General features: G+C 57.9%; 18 protein-coding genes, 4 tRNA genes and 1 riboswitch. Of the genes, 5 read left to right on the top strand and 17 right to left on the bottom strand.

Features of this window, described 5'->3' with window-relative positions; all coding sequences use genetic code 11:
- Positions 1-9 precede the first annotated feature (9 nt).
- The 3 genes from NTD86_RS24085 (at position 10) to NTD86_RS24075 (ending at position 1,498) form a co-directional block, all read left to right on the top strand.
- Positions 10-738, top strand: coding sequence for an aspartate/glutamate racemase family protein (locus NTD86_RS24085; protein WP_048367851.1), 729 nt, complete (start codon positions 10-12; stop codon positions 736-738).
- Between the two features lie 316 nt (positions 739-1,054).
- Positions 1,055-1,303: a hypothetical protein gene (locus NTD86_RS24080; protein ID WP_262205882.1), complete on the top strand. Its 249-nt coding sequence runs from the start codon at positions 1,055-1,057 to the stop codon at positions 1,301-1,303.
- An 18-nt stretch (positions 1,304-1,321) separates the two neighbouring features.
- On the top strand, positions 1,322-1,498 hold the full coding sequence (locus tag NTD86_RS24075) for a PA3371 family protein (RefSeq protein WP_262205881.1): 177 nt from the start codon (positions 1,322-1,324) through the stop codon (positions 1,496-1,498).
- Here NTD86_RS24075 and phnN read toward each other — a convergent pair.
- Entirely contained in the window at positions 1,495-2,064 is a 570-nt protein-coding gene (gene phnN, locus NTD86_RS24070) for a phosphonate metabolism protein/1,5-bisphosphokinase (PRPP-forming) PhnN (protein ID WP_262205880.1), read from the bottom strand. The two genes, NTD86_RS24075 and phnN, sit on opposite strands and share 4 nt — an antisense overlap.
- Positions 2,065-2,438: 374 nt before the next feature.
- On the opposite strand from phnN, the gene NTD86_RS24065 reads away from it, so the two are divergent.
- The gene (locus NTD86_RS24065) at positions 2,439-2,765 is read left to right on the top strand and encodes an Arc family DNA-binding protein (protein WP_262205879.1); all 327 of its coding nucleotides are present in this window, start codon (positions 2,439-2,441) and stop codon (positions 2,763-2,765) included.
- Positions 2,766-2,893: 128 nt separating this feature from the next.
- Here NTD86_RS24065 and mgtE read toward each other — a convergent pair whose 3' ends face one another.
- The 9 genes from mgtE to ltaE all read right to left on the bottom strand — a co-directional run bounded on the left by mgtE (position 2,894) and on the right by ltaE (position 11,009).
- Positions 2,894-4,336 (bottom strand): magnesium transporter, encoded by a 1,443-nt coding sequence (gene mgtE, locus NTD86_RS24060; protein ID WP_262205878.1) that lies wholly within the window; start codon positions 4,334-4,336, stop codon positions 2,894-2,896.
- Positions 4,337-4,847: 511 nt separating this feature from the next.
- A tRNA-Arg gene (locus NTD86_RS24055) sits at positions 4,848-4,924 on the bottom strand.
- Between the two features lie 70 nt (positions 4,925-4,994).
- Positions 4,995-5,071 (bottom strand) — tRNA-Arg (locus NTD86_RS24050).
- A 71-nt stretch (positions 5,072-5,142) separates the two neighbouring features.
- Positions 5,143-5,219, bottom strand: a tRNA-Arg gene (locus NTD86_RS24045).
- 108 nt (positions 5,220-5,327) lie between these two features.
- A tRNA-Ser gene (locus NTD86_RS24040) sits at positions 5,328-5,418 on the bottom strand.
- A gap of 61 nt (positions 5,419-5,479) precedes the next feature.
- Entirely contained in the window at positions 5,480-5,668 is a 189-nt protein-coding gene (gene csrA / locus NTD86_RS24035) for a carbon storage regulator CsrA (RefSeq protein ID WP_003175645.1), read from the bottom strand.
- 185 nt (positions 5,669-5,853) lie between these two features.
- Positions 5,854-7,089, bottom strand: a complete 1,236-nt coding sequence (locus NTD86_RS24030; RefSeq protein WP_262205877.1) for an aspartate kinase — start codon at positions 7,087-7,089, stop codon at positions 5,854-5,856.
- 83 nt (positions 7,090-7,172) lie between these two features.
- A complete protein-coding gene (gene alaS, locus NTD86_RS24025) occupies positions 7,173-9,791 on the bottom strand; it encodes an alanine--tRNA ligase (RefSeq protein WP_262205876.1) in 2,619 nt (872 codons plus the stop codon).
- Between the two features lie 213 nt (positions 9,792-10,004).
- A complete protein-coding gene (gene ltaE, locus NTD86_RS24020) occupies positions 10,005-11,009 on the bottom strand; it encodes a low-specificity L-threonine aldolase (protein WP_262205875.1) in 1,005 nt (334 codons plus the stop codon).
- A 158-nt stretch (positions 11,010-11,167) separates the two neighbouring features.
- Positions 11,168-11,340, top strand: a riboswitch (FMN riboswitch).
- Between the two features lie 128 nt (positions 11,341-11,468).
- Here ltaE and NTD86_RS24015 point away from each other — a divergent pair.
- Positions 11,469-11,963, top strand: coding sequence for a 6,7-dimethyl-8-ribityllumazine synthase (locus tag NTD86_RS24015; protein WP_262205874.1), 495 nt, complete (start codon positions 11,469-11,471; stop codon positions 11,961-11,963).
- A 379-nt stretch (positions 11,964-12,342) separates the two neighbouring features.
- On the opposite strand, the gene astE is transcribed toward NTD86_RS24015, so the two are convergent.
- The 7 genes from astE to NTD86_RS23980 form a co-directional block, all read right to left on the bottom strand.
- Positions 12,343-13,353 carry a succinylglutamate desuccinylase gene (gene astE, locus NTD86_RS24010; RefSeq protein ID WP_262205873.1) on the bottom strand — a complete coding sequence of 337 codons (1,011 nt, stop codon included), beginning with the start codon at positions 13,351-13,353 and terminating at the stop codon, positions 12,343-12,345.
- Between the two features lie 13 nt (positions 13,354-13,366).
- Positions 13,367-13,651, bottom strand: coding sequence for a topoisomerase II (locus NTD86_RS24005; protein WP_262205872.1), 285 nt, complete (start codon positions 13,649-13,651; stop codon positions 13,367-13,369).
- A 44-nt stretch (positions 13,652-13,695) separates the two neighbouring features.
- Positions 13,696-15,042: an N-succinylarginine dihydrolase gene (gene astB, locus NTD86_RS24000; RefSeq protein ID WP_262205871.1), complete on the bottom strand. Its 1,347-nt coding sequence runs from the start codon at positions 15,040-15,042 to the stop codon at positions 13,696-13,698.
- A gap of 153 nt (positions 15,043-15,195) precedes the next feature.
- Positions 15,196-16,665, bottom strand: a complete 1,470-nt coding sequence (gene astD, locus NTD86_RS23995) for a succinylglutamate-semialdehyde dehydrogenase (RefSeq protein WP_262205915.1) — start codon at positions 16,663-16,665, stop codon at positions 15,196-15,198.
- The gene (gene astA / locus NTD86_RS23990; RefSeq protein ID WP_262205870.1) at positions 16,662-17,699 is read right to left on the bottom strand and encodes an arginine N-succinyltransferase; all 1,038 of its coding nucleotides are present in this window, start codon (positions 17,697-17,699) and stop codon (positions 16,662-16,664) included. Before astA ends, astD begins: the two co-directional genes overlap by 4 nt.
- A 55-nt stretch (positions 17,700-17,754) precedes the next feature.
- Positions 17,755-18,774: an arginine/ornithine succinyltransferase subunit alpha gene (aruF, locus tag NTD86_RS23985; protein WP_262205869.1), complete on the bottom strand. Its 1,020-nt coding sequence runs from the start codon at positions 18,772-18,774 to the stop codon at positions 17,755-17,757.
- A gap of 121 nt (positions 18,775-18,895) precedes the next feature.
- Positions 18,896-20,113, bottom strand: coding sequence for an aspartate aminotransferase family protein (locus NTD86_RS23980; RefSeq protein WP_262205868.1), 1,218 nt, complete (start codon positions 20,111-20,113; stop codon positions 18,896-18,898).
- Positions 20,114-20,355: the final 242 nt, after the last annotated feature.

The raw sequence follows: 20,355 nt of genomic DNA, 5'->3' as shown, positions 1-20,355 counted from the left end.
GGAGCTTGCATGCGAATTCTCGTGGTCAACGTCAACACGACTGACAGCATCACTCAGGCCATTGCGCGACAAGCGCAGGCGGCCGCGGCGCCCGGGACTGAGATCATCGGGCTGACCCCGGACTTTGGGGCTGATTCGGTAGAGGGCAATTTTGAGAGTTATCTGGCCGCCATTGCGGTGATGGACAAGGTCATGTCTTACGACCAGCCGTTTGATGCAGTGATTCAGGCCGGTTATGGCGAGCATGGGCGCGAAGGTCTGCAGGAGTTGCTCAACGTGCCGGTGGTGGACATCACCGATGCGGCAGCCAGCACGGCGATGTATGTGGGCCGCGCGTATTCGGTGGTGACCACGCTGGACCGCACGGTGCCGCTGATTGAGGATCGCCTGCGCCTGTCGGGCTTGTGGGATCGCTGTGCATCGGTGCGGGCCAGCGGCCTGGCGGTGCTGGAGCTGGAGGAATCACCCGAGCGCGCGCTGGAGGCCATTGTGCGCCAGGCCGAGTTGGCGGTGAGTGAGGACCGTGCCGAGGTGATTTGCCTGGGCTGCGGCGGCATGGCCGGGCTGGATGAGCAGATTCGGCAGCGCACCGGAGTGCCGGTGATTGATGGAGTAAGCGCGGCGGTGACGGTCGCTGAATCGCTGGTACGCCTTGGGTTATCGACGTCCAAGGTGCGTACGTATGCCCAGCCACGGCCGAAAGTGATTTCGGGGTGGGCGGCGAAATTTATGCGGTAGGTTTTTAGAGCAAAAGCCCCTCACCCTAGCCCTCTCCCGCAGGAGAGGGAACTGGTTGGGGGATGTTGCCATTAGATACCTTGCGTTGAATCCAAGAGCGCATGAGCGTTAGGTTTTTAGCCACTCCCCCGCCTGGTTTTCCAGCATCGTGCATTTTGCATTACACCAAAAAGCCATCATTGCAATTTGCAATTGACCGGTCTTTCCGTCACGCATCAAACCATTGATTTATAAGGATTTTTTAATCAAAAAGAGTTGGCATGATGCCTGCTCTAGTCATTGCATATCCCAATTCTAAGAGATGACTGCCATGACCATGAACAGAACCCTTTTCCTGTTGAATGTTCTTGCCTTGGTGGTGCTGACAGGCTTTCATTTCCATTCCAGCCCCGCCACTGCCGATCAAGGCCTGGACGTGGCAGGGACTTACATCAAACCCCATTTGCCACTGCCCCAGCGAGCCGTGATGACGGGCTCCAGTCACGTTACCCCCCACCTGGCGACCGAGCGCTCCACCGCACCTGTTGCATCTGAGAACACTCAGAGCGATCACTGGGTTTTCTAAAAAAGAGTTGTTTAATTTATGTCCAAAATTGCTTTCGGTTTGATGGTGCTCACATTGCTGAGCCTCGCCCTGGGTGTGTTCACGCAGGACGCGTTTGGCGATGCTCCCTTGATTGCGTCTGCCGTGTTTTTTATCGGCTGGCTGCTTGCCCGGGTCCTTGGACGCCGCTTCAAGTTCGACCCGCAGCTTCGCTAAGAGGTCGCGATGGCGGCATCTATCAGCGCGAGCAAGCGCTGAACGCCCACCTGCAGCGCCGCCGAGTTATCCAGCACGTGCACACGGTCTGCCACCAGTGCCTCTGCAGACTCCAGAAACAGTTCATTACGCGCCAACCGGGCATTGATTTGCGTTGGGGCTTCTCGTCCGCGGGCCAACAAGCGCTGACGCAAGACGTTGGTATCAACCCGTAACATAATCGCCAGCAAATCCGGGTAGCGCTCACGGGCCTGCTGCAAGTGCCCTCTTGAGCCGTTGACCAACACATGTCGCCCAGCCTCTAGCCAGTGATCCAGCTGCACGGGTATGCCGTATTGCAGACCATTGGCCTGCCAGTCCAGGGCAAAGGCGCCCTCGGCCTTGAGCGCCCCAAAGGCCTCGGGGGTCACGCCGATTGCCGCTTCACCCACGGCCTCGGCCGAACGGGTAATCACGCGCTGTATCACTTCACAGCCGCGCGCAGCCAGATAAGGCCTTGCGGCGTCGATCAAGCTGTCTTTGCCCGAGCCTGAAGGCCCCATCAAATAGATCAATTTACCTGGCACTCGGTGGATCTCCGGGACGCTGTGCGTAAAGCTGGGCTCATCCGCAAGGGATGACACGGGCAAAAAGATGGGGGCGGCTAAGAAGCATTCAAGTCAGTCAATGATGGCCTTTACACATAATGGTTCCTTTTACTAAACGCGATAGCCTGTAAACTACGTCGGACACCGCACATTTTTGACAACAGGTGCTGGCTTATAGCCTTTATCCCGTTCAATATTTGTCACAGAATTGACGCCAGGGAAGTGGCAGATATGAGGCATGATGCGCGCCTCTTTGCAATTCAGGTTGAACATTTGGCGACAAGCCTGGTCTGAAACCATAGCTTGCGGCCAATTTCCGAGAACCGCTCCCCTGAACTAACCGGTTGACTATAATGCGCCCATTGAAACAGGCAATTTACTCAAGCCGTACGGCTGACAAGTTCGTCGTACGCCTGCCAGACGGAATGCGTGAACGCATTGCCGAAGTGGCTCGCAATCACCACCGCAGCATGAACTCCGAGATCATTGCTCGTCTGGAGCAAAGTCTTATTCAGGAAGGTGCGCTGGGTGAAGAACTCTCCATGCGCCTGGACAGCCCAGAGCTTTCCCTGAACGAGCGCGAATTGCTGCAACGCTTCCGCCAACTGTCACATCGCCAACAAAACGCTTTGGTTTCTCTGATTGCTCACGATGTTGAAGCAACATCCGACGCTTCCTGAGTAACCCGGGCAACAAAAAGCCAGCGCTAAGCTGGCTTTTTTTATGGGCGCTTTTCAGGCACAAGGCATGCCTCGCCACTCCTACAAAAAAGGCCTGATGGGGCAATTGCACCATCAGGCCTTTTCGGTCAGAGCAGGAAGAGCGTTGCCAGCCCCAAGAAGATAAAGAACCCGCCACTGTCAGTCATGGCAGTGATCATGACACTGGCACCCATGGCCGGGTCACGCCCGAACCGGGCCAGCGTCATGGGGATCAGCACGCCCATGAGCGCGGCCAGCAACAGGTTGAGGGTCATGGCGGCGGTCATCACCACGCCCAGCGACCAACTGCCGTACAGCAGGTAGGCGACCACACCGATCACCCCGCCCCACACCACGCCGTTGATCAAGGCCACGGCCAGCTCTTTGCGCATCAGGCGCGAAGTGCTCCCGGTGTTGACTTGGTCCAGCGCCATGGCGCGCACGATCATGGTGATGGTCTGGTTACCGGAGTTGCCACCAATACCCGCCACGATCGGCATCAGGGCCGCCAGAGCCACCAGTTTTTCGATCGAACCTTCAAACAGGCCAATCACCCGCGAGGCCAGGAAAGCAGTGATCAGGTTGATCGCCAGCCAGGCCCAACGGTTACGCAGGGATTTCCACACCGAGGCGAAGATGTCTTCTTCTTCGCGCAGACCGGCCATGTTGAGGACTTCGCTTTCGCTTTCCTCACGGATCAGGTCGACCATTTCATCGATGGTCAGACGGCCAATCAGTTTGCCGTTTTTGTCGACCACTGGCGCCGAGATCAAGTCATAACGCTCAAACGCTTGAGCCGCATCGTAGGCATCTTCGTCCGGATGGAAACTCACCGGATCGCTGGCCATCACTTCGGCCACTTGTTTCTCAGGGTCGTTGACCAGCAAACGCTTAATCGGCAGCACGCCTTTGAGCACACCGTCGTAATCGACCACAAACAGTTTGTCGGTGTGGCCAGGCAGCTCTTTGAGGCGACGCAGGTAACGCAGAACCACTTCAAGGCTGACGTCTTCGCGGATGGTCACCATCTCGAAGTCCATCAGGGCGCCGACCTGGTCCTCGTTATAAGACAACGCGGAGCGAACGCGCTCACGCTGTTGGTTATCGAGGGTTTCCATCAGCTCATGGATGACGTCTCGCGGCAGCTCAGGGGCCAGGTCAGCAAGTTCGTCGGCGTCCATCTCCTTGGCCGCGGCCAGGAGCTCGTGATCGTCCATGTCAGCGATCAGGGTTTCACGGACTGAATCAGACACTTCCAGCAGGATGTCGCCGTCACGGTCGGCCTTGACCAACTGCCAGACGGTCAGACGATCGTCCAGGGGCAAGGCTTCCAGAATGTAGGCAACGTCTGCGGAGTGCAGGTCTTCCAGCTTGCGCTGGAGTTCAACAAGGTTTTGGCGGTGAACCAGGGTCTCGACGCGATCCTGGTGATGCCCCTCCTGACGATGAGTCAGGCCCTCAGCCACACGCTGGCGGTTGAGCAGCTCGATCACTTGAGCGAGGCGGCTTTGCAGGCTGTCTTGCGCTTTCTTTACTTCAACTTCGGTCATAGGCGAACTCCACTCCCAGCAGCAGGGCACGCCGGAAGGATCAATCAGTCAATTCTTGATTGGAAAAGCGGGATGCTGAGTTACTACTGGGTAAGTCCATGGAGGTATTCCACAAGCCCCGGCGGGGCTGACGGGCGCAATCATACACGGCTTAAAAATTAATGACGCTATAAATCTCTGGAGATAACAAACGTTTACGAGGCGCACCAAGGCTTCGTCTGCGCGGCTGAATCTGCGACGCTAAAAGCGCTTGTGAGAGCACACCTTTTTTTACGAATCTTCGTGCTGCCTGGCATTTTTTAGAAGATCAAAAGATCGCGAGATGAGCTCGCTCCTACAAAGAGACCGCGCACGGCTCGGTAAATTCCTGGATGAGGCTTGAGCGGGCTTACGATAAACAGAAGATAAGTCGGGCACGTGACATTTTTTTGCTGCAGGGCGAGGCGATCAAAAATTTCATATAAATCGCAGACAGCAAAAAGCCCGCATTAAATGCGGGCTTCTTGGTGTATGGTGCACTCGACAGGATTCGAACCTGTGACCGCTCGGTTCGTAGCCGAGTACTCTATCCAGCTGAGCTACGAGTGCAAGTTGTGTTTGTTAAACCAGACCACCCTGGTTGAAGCAAAGTTAACTACCGAAGCAACTAACTTATAAATGGTGCACTCGACAGGATTCGAACCTGTGACCGCTCGGTTCGTAGCCGAGTACTCTATCCAGCTGAGCTACGAGTGCAGGGTGTGTTTGTTAAACCAGATCACCTCTGGTTGACGCCAAGTTAACTACCGAAGTAACTAACTCTTAAATGGTGCACTCGACAGGATTCGAACCTGTGACCGCTCGGTTCGTAGCCGAGTACTCTATCCAGCTGAGCTACGAGTGCATTTGAAGCTGCGTATTATAGACCGTTGAATCTCTCTGCCAAGTGTTTTTTTTCAATAAATTCAACAACTTACTGAAGTGGCTAGATTCTAACGTGCTACATGAATAATGGCGGAGAAGGGGGGATTCGAACCCCCGACACCCTTTTGAGGTGTACTCCCTTAGCAGGGGAGCGCCTTCGGCCACTCGGCCACCTCTCCGCAACACGGGGCGTATAATAACCAGCCTTTTCCCCGTATGCAACTAAAAACTTAAATAAAATTAAAGACTTGGTTCTTCATCCTTTTCTTTCTTGATCCGCAGGTAGATTTCCTCGCGGTGCACGGCCACTTCCTTAGGGGCATTCACTCCAATTCGCACTTGGTTTCCTTTGACGCCGAGCACGGTCACAGTAATTTCACCATCGCCTATGATCAGGCTTTCTGCGCACCGGCGAGTCAGAATCAGCATACGTTTCTCCTCACACTTTCATTCAGGGACAACAGTCTGCAAAAAAAAGGGCCAGAGCCTGCCTGCTATATAGCGACAGAACCCTGCGCCCTTAGTATTGACCAACATGGCAAAAGATAAAGCCATTTGCCACATCGTTCAGAAAAACAAAGGGCGCGGTTCAACCGCGCCCTCTGGACAACGCTTTACTCGCCCTGCCGGGCTGGTGCATCCAGATCAAAAGCGGTGTGCAAGGAACGCACAGCCAGCTCCAGGTACTTCTCTTCGATTACCACCGACACTTTGATCTCGGAGGTGGAGATCATCAGGATGTTGATGTTCTCCTTGGCCAGCGATTCGAACATGCGGCTGGCAACGCCTGCGTGCGAGCGCATGCCCACGCCGACAATCGATACCTTGGCAATGTTGGTGTCGCCCACCACTTCACGTGCGCCGATCTCGCGGGAGGTGTTTTCCAGGACGTCATGGGCCGCCTGGTAGTCGTTGCGGTGCACGGTAAAGGTGAAGTCGGTGGTGTTATCGTGCGCAACGTTCTGCACGATCATGTCGACTTCAATGTTGGCCGCGCTGATCGGGCCCAGAATCTTGAACGCAACGCCTGGGGTATCAGGCACGCCACGGATGGTCAGCTTGGCTTCGTCGCGGTTAAAAGCGATGCCAGAAATGATCGGCTGTTCCATGGATTCCTCTTCATCGATAGTAATGAGGGTGCCCGGACCCTCTTTGAAGCTGTGCAATACGCGCAGCGGAACGTTGTACTTGCCGGCGAACTCAACCGCACGGATCTGCAACACCTTGGAGCCCAGGCTGGCCATCTCCAGCATTTCTTCGAAGGTGATCTTTTCCAGGCGCTGAGCTTTTGCCACAACCCGTGGATCGGTGGTGTAGACGCCGTCAACATCGGTGTAGATCTGGCACTCATCAGCCTTGAGGGCTGCTGCCAGGGCCACGCCGGTCGTGTCCGAACCACCCCGACCCAGGGTCGTGATATTGCCGTTCTCATCCACACCCTGGAAACCTGCAACCACCACCACGCGACCTTCTTTGAGGTCGGCGCGAATTTTCTGGTCGTCAATTTTCAAGATGCGCGCTTTGGTGTGCGAACTGTCAGTCAGAATACGCACCTGGCTACCGGTGTAAGACACCGCTGGTACGCCGCGCTTGTTCAGCGCCATGGCCAGCAAGCCAATGGTGACTTGTTCGCCGGTGGAAACAATCACGTCCAGCTCACGCGGCAACGGCTGATCGCTGATCTGTTTGGCCAGATCAATCAAACGGTTGGTCTCGCCGCTCATCGCAGACAGCACAATAACCAGGTCGTTGCCGGCTTCGCGAAACTTCTTAACTTTATCGGCGACCTGCTCGATTCTCTCGACAGTGCCGACCGAGGTGCCTCCAAATTTTTGTACGATCAAAGCCATTTCAAAGCAGCCTCAGCCCATAAAGGGCGCCCATTTATCATTCAAACGACGCGCCGCCACTAGACGACGGCGCGTACTGGACCTCAGATACCCTGCTCGACAAATGGCACAGTCAGGGCCAGTGCGGCGTCCAGGGCTGCGGCATCGACACCGCCGCCTTGCGCCATGTCCGGACGACCACCGCCCTTCCCGCCCACTGCCGCAGCGACCTGCTTCATCAAATCACCGGCTTTGAGTTGGCCAGTCAGGTCTTTGGTCACGCCTGCAACCAGTACGACCTTATCCTCATGAACACTGCCGAGCAGGATCACTGCGCGGCCGAGCTTGTTCTTCAGCTGATCTACCAGCGCCAACAGCGCCTTGCCATCTTGACCGTCCAGGCGAGCGGCCAACACATTCACGCCTTTCACATCGACCGCTGACGATGACAGATCATCGCCCGCAGCGCTTGCGGCCTTGGCCTGCAATTGTTCCAGTTGCTTTTCCAGCTGACGGTTACGCTCCAGCACGGCCGACAGTTTATCGACCAGGTTGTCACGCGAACCTTTTACCAGGCTTGCGGCTTCCTTGAGCTGCTCTTCGGCGGCGTTCAAGTAAGCCAGCGCAGCCGCACCGGTCACCGCTTCAATACGACGAACACCCGACGCTACACCGCCTTCGCTGGTGATTTTCATCAGGCCGATATCACCGGTGCGCTGGGCGTGAATACCGCCACACAGCTCAACCGAGAAATCGCCGCCCATGCTCAGCACGCGCACGTTGTCGCCATACTTCTCGCCGAACAGCGCCATGGCGCCTTTTTGCTTGGCGGTTTCGATGTCGGTTTCTTCAGTCTCAACCGCCGTGTTCTTGCGAATCTCGGCGTTGACGATGTCTTCCAGGGCCTTGATCTGCTCAGGCTTGATGGCTTCAAAGTGGCTGAAGTCAAAACGCATGCGCTGGCTGTCAACCAACGAGCCCTTCTGCTGAACGTGCTCGCCCAGCACTTTGCGCAAGGCGGCGTGCAGCAAGTGAGTGGCCGAGTGGTTCAGCGAGGTGGCGTGACGCACATCGGCATCCACCTGAGCTTCGACGGTTTCGCCGACCTTCAGGCCGCCTGCCGCTACCACGCCGTGGTGCAGGAACGCGCCACCGGTTTTGGTGGTGTCACGTACGTCAAAGCGCGCAGCACCGGCTTGGAGGTAACCGCAATCGCCGACCTGGCCACCGGACTCTGCATAGAAAGGTGTCTGGTCGAGGACCACTACGCCTTCGTCGCCTTCATTCAAGCTGGCAACTGATTGGCCTTCTTTATAGAGGGCAATCACTTTGGCCGAGCTGTGGGTCGCCTGGTAGCCGATGAACTCGGTCGGTACGTCGACTTTAACCAGGGTGTTGTAGTCCAGACCGAACGAGCTGGCAGAACGTGCACGCACACGCTGGGCTTCCATCTCGCGCTCGAAGCCTTCTTCGTCCACGGTCAGGTTGCGCTCGCGGGCGATGTCGGCGGTCAGGTCCATCGGGAAGCCGTAGGTGTCGTACAGCTTGAACACTACGTCGCCCGGCACCACGGTGCCCTTGAGTTCAGCCAGATCCTGCTCGAGGATTTTCAGGCCCTGTTCCAGTGTCTTGGAGAACTGCTCTTCTTCGGCCTTGAGTACGCGCTCGATGTTGGCCTGCTCGCGCACCAGCTCCGGGAAGCTCGCGCCCATCTCGGCCACCAGAGCCGCGACGATCTTGTAGAAGAAGTTACCGGTTGCGCCCAGCTTGTTGCCGTGACGGCAGGCACGACGAATGATGCGGCGCAGCACGTAGCCACGGCCTTCGTTGGAAGGCAGCACGCCATCGGCAATCAGGAAGCTGCAGGAACGGATGTGGTCCGCCACGACCTTGAGCGACGCCTGGCCTTCGTTGGCACAGCCGATTGCTTCGGCGGCAGCTTTCAACAGGCTCTGGAACAAGTCGATGTCGTAGTTGGAGTTCACGTGCTGCATCACCGCACTGATCCGCTCCAGGCCCATGCCGGTGTCTACCGACGGCGCTGGCAACGGATGCAACACGCCATCGGCGGTGCGGTTGAACTGCATGAAAACGTTGTTCCAGATCTCGATGTAACGATCACCGTCTTCATCTGGCGAGCCGGGTGGGCCGCCCCAGATTTCCGGGCCGTGATCGTAGAAAATCTCGGTGCATGGGCCACACGGGCCGGTATCACCCATGGTCCAGAAGTTGTCCGATGCGTACGGGGCGCCTTTGTTGTCGCCAATACGGATCATGCGCTCAACCGGCACGCCCACGTCTTTGGTCCAGATGTCATAGGCTTCGTCATCGCTGGCGTAAACCGTGACCCAGAGTTTTTCTTTAGGCAGCTTCAACACGCCGGTCAAAAAGGTCCAGGCGAAGTTGATCGCGTCTTTCTTGAAATAATCGCCAAAGCTGAAGTTGCCGAGCATTTCAAAGAAGGTGTGGTGACGTGCGGTGTAACCGACGTTTTCCAGGTCGCTGTTCTTGCCACCGGCTCGCACGCACTTCTGGCTGCTTGTCGCACGGGTGTAAGCACGCTTTTCTTGACCCAGGAAGCAGTCCTTGAACTGGTTCATCCCCGCGTTAGTGAACAGCAGGGTCGGGTCGTTATTCGGGACCAAGGAGCTGGAAGGGACACGGGTGTGACCTTGCTCCTCGAAGAAGCGAAGGAAGGCTTCACGGATTTCTGCGCTTTTCATAGGTTCTTCCACGGAGGCTGCGGCCAGAGGCAAGTCATTTCTGTCAATTGATGGCTATTGCTCAGAAGCTGGACGGATCGGAACCCTTCCAGCCCAGGCAAACAATTCTCATCAATTGACAAATGACTCGCAAAGGGCCGCATTATATCGGCCCTTCGCCTTGGGTACAGTGTGTTTATACGATAGCTGCAAGCAATTGGACAGATTGCAAGCTTATTGACGGATAAAGTCGCTGAAAACTTCGATGGTTTGCTCGATTTGGCTGCGGCTGACGTCCATGTGCGTCACCAGACGCAAGCGCGCAGCGGCGCTGAGCTTGATCCCCCTCTGCCCGGCAAAGGCTTTGAGCGCATCGGCCTGCCCACCGATCTGCACATACACCATATTGGTCTGCACCGGCTCAACGGTGTAACCCGCGGCACGCAGGCCTTCGGCCAGCAACTGGGCATTGGCGTGGTCATCGGCCAGGCGCGCCACCTGATGATCCAGCGCATACAAGCCTGCAGCCGCCAGTTGCCCGGCTTGACGCATGCCACCGCCGACCATTTTGCGCAGACGCCGCGCCTTGCCGATCAAATCGGCAGTGCCGCACAACACGGACCCCACCGGCGCCCCCAGCCCCTTGGACAAACACACCGAGACCGAGTCGAAATGCCGGGCAATGTCACTGGCATCCACACCCAGCTTTACGGCCGCGTTGTAGAGCCGCGCGCCATCAAGGTGCAACGCCAGGCCATGCTCACGGGTCAGCCGGCTGGCCTGCGCCAGGTACTCGAGCGGCAGGACTTTACCCTGCATGGTGTTTTCCAGCGCCAACAGGCGGGTCCGTGCGAAATGAAAATCATCGGGCTTGATGGCGGCACTCACCTGCTGCAGATCCAGGCTGCCATCGGCCTGCACTTCTAGCGGTTGTGGCTGAATAGAGCCCAGCACCGCGGCACCGCCGCCTTCATATTTATAGGTATGCGCCTGTTGGCCCACGATGTATTCATCACCACGTGCGCAATGTGCCATCAGCGCCAGCAGGTTACTCATAGTGCCGGTCGGAACAAACAATGCCTGTGAAAAGCCCAGACGCGTGGCCAGTTCGGACTCCAGCTTGTTCACCGTCGGATCTTCACCGTACACATCGTCGCCCAACGGGGCATTCGCCATGGCCTCGCGCATGCCAGCACTGGGTTGGGTCACGGTGTCACTGCGCAGATCGATAACAGTCATGCAAACGTCCTCGGCCATAGGCTCATCAGAGAAATCCTTGTGCCGCAAGAATAGCCGCATACCGACATCAAAAAATACGATGGCTATTAGCTAAAAGCAGCGATGCATCTTTGAAACATTTGTGATACAAAATGCCCGCCGCCCCGAAATACGGGGGGCAACGTTCTCAGGGCGGGGTGTAACTCCCCACCGGCGGTAATTGCGCGCAATGCGTATAGCCCGCGAGCGCTTGGCCCATCAGACAGCTTCAAGGCTGACGATGTGCCAAGGTCAGCAGACCCGGTGTGATTCCGGGGCCGACGGTCATAGTCCGGATGAAGAGAGAACGGGATTGGCGCCAAAGGGCCGTCAATCAGGTGGAAAGGACTGCGGTTAAACCGCGTGTACTCTCGCCTGAACGTACCCTTAAATCCCCTTCGATTCATATGCCCTGTTTTTCACACAAACAGGAGTCAGAACATGCAACCTACAGCCATTCACCACAACGAACGCGTCGCTTTCATCCAGGCCAGCTGGCACAAGGAAATCGTCGATCAGAGCCGTAAGGGCTTCCTCGCCGAAATGCTTGAGCAGGGCTATCAGGAAAGTGACATCGACTTCTTCGAAGTCGGCGGTGCCTTTGAAATCCCGCTGCACGCCAAACTGCTGGCCAAGACCGGCCGTTATGCCGGCATCGTCGGCGCGGCCCTAGTGGTTGACGGCGGCATTTATCGTCACGATTTCGTGGCTCAGTCCGTGGTCAGCGGCTTGATGCAAGTACAGCTGGAAACTGAAGTGCCGGTGTTCTCGGTCAGCCTGACCCCGCACCACTTCCACGCGGGCGAAGAGCATCAGAAATTCTTCTTCGACCACTTCGTGCACAAAGGTCAGGAAGCAGCGAAAACCTGCGTCGATACCCTGCAGAAAATCCGCGCCATCAAGCGTCTGGATACCCAGCAAAAACGCGCGGTGTAACAACCCCAACCGCCTGTAGGAGCTCTTGATCTTTAAAAGCAAAAGATCGCGAGGCAAGCTCGCTCCTACAGCGGGCGTCGATATTCAGGCGAATACTGTTTCGACAAGGCCAGGAAGCTGCGTCTACGCGCGGTGTAACAACCCCGGCCTCCTGTAGGAGCGAGCTTGTCTCGCGAGCTTTTGATCTTTAAAAGCAAAGCTCGCGAGGCAAGCTCGCTCCTACAGCGGGCGTCGATATTTAGGCGAATACTGTTTCGACAAGGCCAGGAAGCTGCGTCTACGCGCGGTGCAACAACCCCAACCTCCTGTAGGAGCGAGCTCGTCTCGCGAGCTTTTGATCTTGAAAGCAAAAGCTCGCTCCTACAGCGGGCGTCGATATTTAGGCGAATGCTGTTGCTTTCACCGGTTCGATGATGATCCCCGCACGCAGGCCGTTCTTGACCTTGGGGTTGGGGAAGATAATCCGCGCGCCCTCTTCTTCTATCACCCAACGGTTTTTGGGCGTGTCTTGCGCCAGTAAATAGCCCTTGGGCAATTCAGAAAAATTCTCGACATCTACCGGCAGGTGCAGCATGAACGCGTCGCTGTGTTTGATGACTTCACGCGCCACGCTGAACAACTGCAAACCGTCCAACGATGCGTCTTGCAGCGACGGCTCGGTGCCTTCGATGATCTGCGTCAGGCGGGTTTCCAGGCGTTCGACGTTGACTCCATCGTTGTGCCCAAATGGCCGGGCCTTGCCCAATTCCAGCGTAAACGCCTCGGCACCCAACTGATCGTAGGTGTAAGCACTGAAGACAATGGAAGGCTTGTTCTGCAGTAACACCGCTTGCATCCCTGCCGCCCGCAAACGAGCCAGTTGCTCGCGGGAATGCTTGCGCCCCTCTTTAAACGGATACAAGGCGAACTGCTCGATCTTGGAACCGCGAATCGCCGTATGCAGGTCGAAATGCAGACGGGTACGCTCAGGCAGACTGAAAAACGTCTCGGCCAGGTGCTCAAGCTCACACGCCCGCAAGGCTTCTGGCCCGCTGCTGTTTTCATGGCGGCCGTTAAACAGGCGATTGAGGTCTTCTTCGACAAAGCGCGCACCGGTGCGCATGGCGCCGGGGTTGCCGAACAGAAACAGAATTCGGGCCCGCGGCTTAATCTCACCGCGAGCGATGGCATGCAACAGGCGATCAAGCAGCTCGATCGGCGCTGTTTCATTACCGTGGATGCCAGCCGACAACAGCAAGTCCATGCCGTTGTCGCGCACATCGGGAGGACGCACTTCAAGCGCGCCCTCGGCCAGCCAGCGCATCCGCACGCCGTCGACAGTCAGTTGAATTTTCTGGGCCGGTTCACGACCAGTCAGGGTCAGTTCAAGCAGTTTGCCGAGAGCGAGCATAGGGCTTCCTTAATCAGTGATTACAGTCCGGGCCGTGCACGTGACCGTCTTCGTCACTCGGATCAGCCGGTTCCATCTCCAGTTGCAGACTAACAAGGTTAGTTGCCAATGGGCGCAGCAGCAGGTTGGCGTATTCAGCATCGCCTTCTTCTACGTCCACACCGATCAGCAATTGGCCACGGCCATCTTGCTGGATCCACAGCTCTTTACCCTGCCACAGGACCGCAACGCGGGTGCAGGACGTTTGCAGTTGCGTGCCGTCTGTGTCTTCAAGGATCAGCTGCAGGGAATCGCTCATAATTGTGCTCTCATTGGAAAATCAGGTAGCGCGTGGGCGCAGGTTCAATTGATCTGAAACGGGTAAACCGAGCCCAGTTTAAGGATTTGCGTCAGTTCATCCAGTGCCGTCCGGCATTCAAGCAACAATTGCGGGTCAGCCAGGTCGCTTTCGCGCAAGGCATCGCGGTAGTGCTTGTTCACCCAGCCGGTCAGCGTGTCGTACAACGGGGCAGTCATGATAACCCCGGGGTTGACCGCCGCCAGCTCTGTCTCATTCAACGCCACACGCAACCGCAGGCACGCCGGGCCACCGCCGTTCTGCATGCTCTGCTTGAGATCAAAGACTTTCACTTCACGGATCGGCCCGCCAGCGCTGGTCAGGCCTTGCAGGTACTGCCAGACACGCGGGTTGCTGCGACACTCTTCGGGCACGATCAGCAGCATTGAACCGTCAGCGCGGCTCAACAATTGGCTGTTGAACAGATAAGAACGCACCGCGTCATCGACCGACACCTGATCACGCGGCACGCTGATGGATTCGAACGCAGCCCCGCGGGCGGCCAGCTTGCGGCGCAATTCATCGAGCATCGACTCGGTATTGAGGAAAGCGTCCTGATGATGGAACAACAACTCGCCATTGCCCACCGCGATGACGTCGTTATGGAACACACCCTGATCGATCACCGACGGATTTTGCTGGGCGAAGACCACGCCCTCCTCGCTCAAACCGTGCAGGCGCGCCACGGCTTGAGACGCTTCGAGGGTCTGACGCGCCGGGTACTTTTGCGGCGCCGGGTAACGACTGTCGAACGCGCTGCGCCCGAAGACAAAAAACTCCACCCCGGCCTCGCCGTAGTCACGGCAAAACCGCGTGTGGTTGGCGGCGCCTTCATCACCAAACTGAGCCACTGCGGGCAGCGCAGCGTGATGGGCAAAGTGTTGCTGATCGGCAAACATCGCGCCCAGCACGCGGCTGGTGGTGGGATGCTCGATGCTGCGGTGAAATTTGCAGTTGAGATTGGCAGCGGTGAAATGCACACGCCCGTCTGCCGTATCGGCGCTCGGGCTGACGGTAGCCGCATTGGCCACCCACATGCTGGAGGCCGAACAAGTGGCGGCCAGCAGCGGCATGGATTCTTTGGCGGCGCGCTCAATCACTTGGGCGTCTGTACCGCTAAAACCCAGGCTGCGCAACGCGCCAACATCCGGGCGCTCCTGGGGAGCCAGCACGCCCTGGACAAAGCCCATGTCCATCAGCGCCTTCATTTTTTCCAGGCCTTGCAGCGCAGCTTCCTTGGGGTTGGAAGCCTGTTGGCTGTTGCTCTGGGACGCGACATTGCCGAAGGACAAACCGCCGTAGTTATGGGTCGGCCCCACTAGACCGTCAAAGTTGACTTCAAAGGATTTCATCGGTGAGGCTCCGGCAAACGGTGGTAATAGACAAGGTAGAGCACTTGACCTGTGGGAGCGGGCTTGCTCGCAATGGCATCATCGCGGCTCAACCGTAAAACCGCGTGGCCTGCATCGCGAGCACGCACGCTCCCACAGTGACGATATGAGGCCTTAAGGCAATCTCACGCCCGGTGTCAATGCAGCGGGCAGCGCAAGGCTCGGGGTTTCCAGCGACGCAACCGGGTACGCGCAATAGTCAGCAGCGTAATACGCACTGGCGCGATGGTTGCCCGATGCGCCTATCCCGCCAAATGGCGCGCTGCTGGCAGCACCGGTGAGTTGTTTGTTCCAGTTCACAATGCCGGCGCGGCTTTCGAGCCAGAACTGCTGGTAACGCGCCTCGGAATCCGACAACAAGCCCGCCGCCAATCCATAGGCGGTGTTGTTGGCTTCAGCTATCGCAGCATCAAAATCGGCGTAGCGAATCACCTGCAACAACGGCCCGAATAATTCTTCGTCTGAGCGCTCGCTCACCGCCGTCACATCGATAATGCCCGGCGTCAGCAACGCCGAGGTCGCATTTGGCTGGCTCATGCGCAGCAGCACTTGAGCGCCGTTATCGATCAACAGCGACTGGGCGGCCAGCAAGTCACGGGCCGCCGACAAGGAAATCACCGAGCCCATGAACGGTGCGGGCTGCTGGTCAAACGCGCCCACGTCGATGCTTTTGCAGACGTCGACCAGACGCTCCAACAGGCTATCGCCCCACGCGCCTTGCGGCACCAGCAAGCGGCGCGCACAGGTGCAACGCTGGCCTGCCGAGATAAAGGCCGACTGGATGATGGTGTACACCGCAGCGTCCAGATCAGCGACCTGATCGACCACCAGCGGGTTGTTGCCGCCCATTTCCAGCGCCAGGATTTTGTCCGGTCGTCCGGCAAACTGCTGATGCAAGCTGTTGCCAGTGCGGCTGGAACCGGTGAAAAACAAACCGTCGATGCCGGCGTGGGCCGCCAACGCGACACCGGTCTTGCGCGCACCTTGCACCAGGTTCAGTACGCCCGCAGGCAAACCGGCTTCGATCCAGCAATTCACGGTCAGCTCGGCAACTTTCGGGGTCAGCTCGCTCGGCTTGAACACCACGCAGTTACCCGCCAGCAAGGCCGGGACGATGTGCCCGTTGGCCAAGTGCCCCGGGAAGTTGTACGGGCCAAACACCGCAACCACGCCGTGTGGCTTGTGTCGCAGCACGGCGGTGGCATCCCCCAATGGGCCGCTTTTTTCACCGGTACGCTCGCGATAGCTTTGCACCGAAATCGCCACCTTGTTGATCATGCTGGTGACTTCGGTGGCCGCCTCCCACAAGGGTTTGCCGGTTTCTTCGCCGATGCTGTGGGCCAGTTCATCCGCGTGTTTTTTCAGGCTCGCCGCAAAGGCTTCAAGCACACCCAGACGCTCCTCGAACGAGCGTCTGGCCCAACTCGGGAATGCTTGGCGCGCAGCCTTGACCGCCTCGCTCACCTGCTCGGCATTGGCTGCATTGCCGGTCCACAGCACTTGCTGGGTCACCGGGTTCAGCGATTCAATGATTTCGCCCTGGCCGTCCTGCCAGGCGCCTGCAATGTACAACGTGCTCATTATTTGGACTCCCGAGAGGCGGCTGGCTGGGCAGACAACGGTACGGCGCGCACCTGGTCACCCGCACTCAATTGCAGACGCTTGGCGGTCAGTTTGTCGACGACCAGCGTGCCTGCGGCCAAGCGCGCCGGAGCGGCAGTGATGCGACACTCTTCGCGCTTGCGGTTGTGAATCAGGTAAGTGGTGGCGTCGTCGCCTGGCGTGCCGATGGCCAGCACCAGGGTTTCGCTGTCACGCACGGCGCGAATCTTGGTGGTTTCGCATTCCACTGCTGGGCCCGCATCGAAAATATCGACGTAGCCCTGATAGCTGAAACCTTCGCTCTTGAGCATGTTCAAGGCAGGCTCAGTGTCGGTGTGAACCTTGCCGATCACCGCACGGGCGCTTTCGGACAGGAAGCAGGTGTACACCGGGAACTTGGGCATCAACTCGGCGATAAAAGCCTTGTTGCCCACGCCGGTGAGGTAGTCAGCCTGGCTGAATTCCATTTTGAAGAAGTGTCGCCCCAGGCTTTCCCAGAAAGGCGAGCGCCCGCTTTCGTCCGACATGCCGCGCATTTCGGCAATGATCTTGTCGCCAAACAGTTCAGGGAACTCGGCAATGAACAGCATGCGCGCCTTGGCCAGCATGCGGCCGTTAAGGCCATTGCGGTGGTCGGCACTGAGGAACAACGAGCACAGCTCAGAGTTGCCCGTCAGGTCGTTGGCCAGGAACAGGGTCGGGATTTCGCGGTAGATGTTCAGCTCCTGGGAGGCGCTGACCGTCAGGCCGACCCGGAAGTTGTACCACGGCTCGCGCAGGCCCACTGCGCCGGCGATGGCAGAAATGCCGACCACTTTGCCGTCGTCATCTTCGAGCACGAACAGGTAGTCGGCATCGGCACGTTCGGCTTCGCCACGAAACGCTTTTTCAGCCCAGCTGACACGGTGTAACAGGCGTTCTTCATTGGCCGGCAGGGTGGTCAGGCCGGTGCCGGTGCTGCGGGCCAGTTCAATCAGGGCCGGTAAATCGCTATTGCGTACAGGACGAACGATCATGCTATCTCCTTAAACAGGGCTCGCTGACGAACCCCGTGACACTCGCTCAAACGCGTTAAACCGCAACCACTCGCACGCTGACGCCTTCGCCAACGCCAAGCGCTTCGGCCGCTTCCAGATCCAGCGTGACCGGTTTGCCCGGCGCCCAATCGAGCTCCAGCAATACGGCTCGGTAGTCCTGCAACTGGGCGTTGGCCACCAAGTACTGGCGACCACCACCGCGAACCGGCTCACCGATCTTGACCGGTACCACACGGCTTTGAGCGATCGAACGAATGCCCGATACCCGCGCATGCAGGGTCGGGCCGCCGTCGAAAATGTCGATGTAATGATCGGTCTCGAAACCTTCGCGCATCAGGATGTCGAAGGTGATTTGCGCACGCGGGTGCACCTGCCCCATGGCTTCCTGGGCGGTGTCGGGCAGCAGCGGCACGTAAATGGGGTAATGCGGCATCAGCTCGGCGAGGAAGGTACGGCTTTTCAGCCCGCACAGACGCTCGGCGGCGGCGTAGTTCAAATCAAAGAAGTTGCGGCCAATGGCATCCCAGAACGGCGAATCGCCCTGCTCATCGCTGTAACCGACGATCTCGGTCACCACCGAGTCGGCAAAGCGCTCCGGGTGGTTGGCCACAAACAGCAGGCGGCCACGGGAGTTGAGTTCGGACCAGGCCGTGCCTACCAGTTCCGGGACTACATAAAAGCTGGTCAGCAGGCTGTTGCCGGTCAGGTCGTGACACTGCGACAACACGTGAATCTTGTTATGGATCTTCAGTTCCCGCGATGCGTGAACGAAGGTCTCGTTACGAAAACTGTAAAAAGGCTCGGAGTACCCGGCCGACGCGACAATCGCCGAACACCCCACCAGCTTGCCGGTTGACGTGTCTTCGAGGACGAAGAAGTAACTTTCTTCGCCATTGAAGCTCACTTCAGCGGCAAACGAGGCTTCGGAGGCGGCAATCTTGTCGCGCAGACGGTCGAGGTCGTCCGGCAATGAAGTGACACCAATCGGGCTGTCCGCAGCCAGACGCTGTACCTCGTTCAGGTCAGCCATTTGCGCGGGGCGCATCACCAGCATGGTGTCACTCCTTAATCCAGAAAATAAAAAATGGGGCCCTGTAGGGGCGAGCATGTCTCACGGTCTTTTAAAAGATTAAAAGATCGCGAGGCGAGCTCGCTCCTACAGGGTATGGCGTGGATCAGGCGGTCAGGTTTTTCACTGCACGCTCAAAACGATCCAGGCCTTCAGTGATGTCTGCTTCTTCTACCACCAGGCTTGGCGCGAAACGCACCACGTCCGGGCCGGCTTGCAGGATCATCAGGTTTTCTTTTTCAGCCGCGTTGAAGATGTCTTTGGCGCGGCCCTTCCAGGCGTCGCTCAAGACGCAACCGATGAGCAGGCCCAGACCGCGCACTTCAGTGAACACGCCGTACTGCTGGCCAATGCTCTGAAGGCGGGTTTTGAACAGTTGATGCTTGGCTTCAACGCCTTGCAACACTTCAGGGGTGTTGATCACGTCGATCACCGCATTGGCCACCGCGCACGCCAGCGGGTTACCGCCGTAAGTGGTGCCATGGGTGCCGACCACAAGGTGTTTGGCCAGGTCTTCGGTGGTCAACATGGCGGCAATCGGAAAACCGCCGCCCAGGCTTTTGGCGCTGGTGAGGATGTCCGGCGTCACGCCGTAGTGCTGGTAGGCAAACAGTTGGCCGGTACGGCCCATGCCGGTTTGCACTTCGTCAAACACCAGCAGCGCGTTGTGTTTGTCGCACAGTTCACGCGCGCCTTGCAGGTAAGCCTTTTCGGCAGGCAACACGCCGCCCTCGCCTTGTACCGGTTCCAGTACCACGGCACAGGTTTTGTCCGAGATCGCCGCCTTCAGGGCGTCGAGATCGTTGAACGGGATGTGCGTGATGCCGGTGATTTTTGGACCGAAACCGTCGGAGTACTTCGACTGCCCGCCCACGTTGACTGTGAACAGCGTGCGGCCGTGGAAGCTGTTGAGAGCCGCGATGATTTCGTATTTCTCGTCACCGAAGCGGTCGAACGCCACACGACGGGCCAGCTTGAAGGCCGCTTCGTTGGCTTCGGCGCCGGAGTTGCAGAAGAACACGCGTTCAGCGAAGGTCGCGTCTACCAGCTTTTTAGCCAGGCGCAGCGCCGGTTCGTTGGTGAACACGTTGGACACGTGCCACAGGTTATTGGCCTGCTCGGTCAAGGCGCCGACCAGCGCCGGGTGAGCGTGGCCCAACACGTTAACCGCAATGCCGCCTGCGAAGTCGATGAGTTCGCGCCCCGACTGGTCCCAGACTCGGGAACCGGCGCCACGCACAGGAATGAAAGCAGCAGGTGCGTAGTTCGGAACCATGACCTGATCGAAATCGGCGCGTTGCACCGGGGCTTGCTCAACGGACATCGGAGTCTCCTGATGAGAAACGCCAGCCTAAAATGGCGAGCGATGGGGGGATTGTAAGGACAGATGGTGATGCGGCCTTGCCGCCAAGCGACAACTTCTTATAGCGCCAAACCCCGGTATGGCCGGGTTTATAGCAATGCGACATATTGCTTCGCAAAGACGCAGTTTAAACGCTGGGCGTGCCGAGAAAAGCCTTTTGTAACGAGAAAAAACACCGACTGCCCATGATCTGTAGGGGCAAG

The sequence above is a fragment of the Pseudomonas sp. 7P_10.2_Bac1 genome, assembly GCF_025465935.1.
GTDB lineage: Bacteria > Pseudomonadota > Gammaproteobacteria > Pseudomonadales > Pseudomonadaceae > Aquipseudomonas.
The sequence above is the reverse complement of the archived record's forward strand: the minus strand, read 5'-3'. Positions and strand labels throughout refer to the sequence as shown.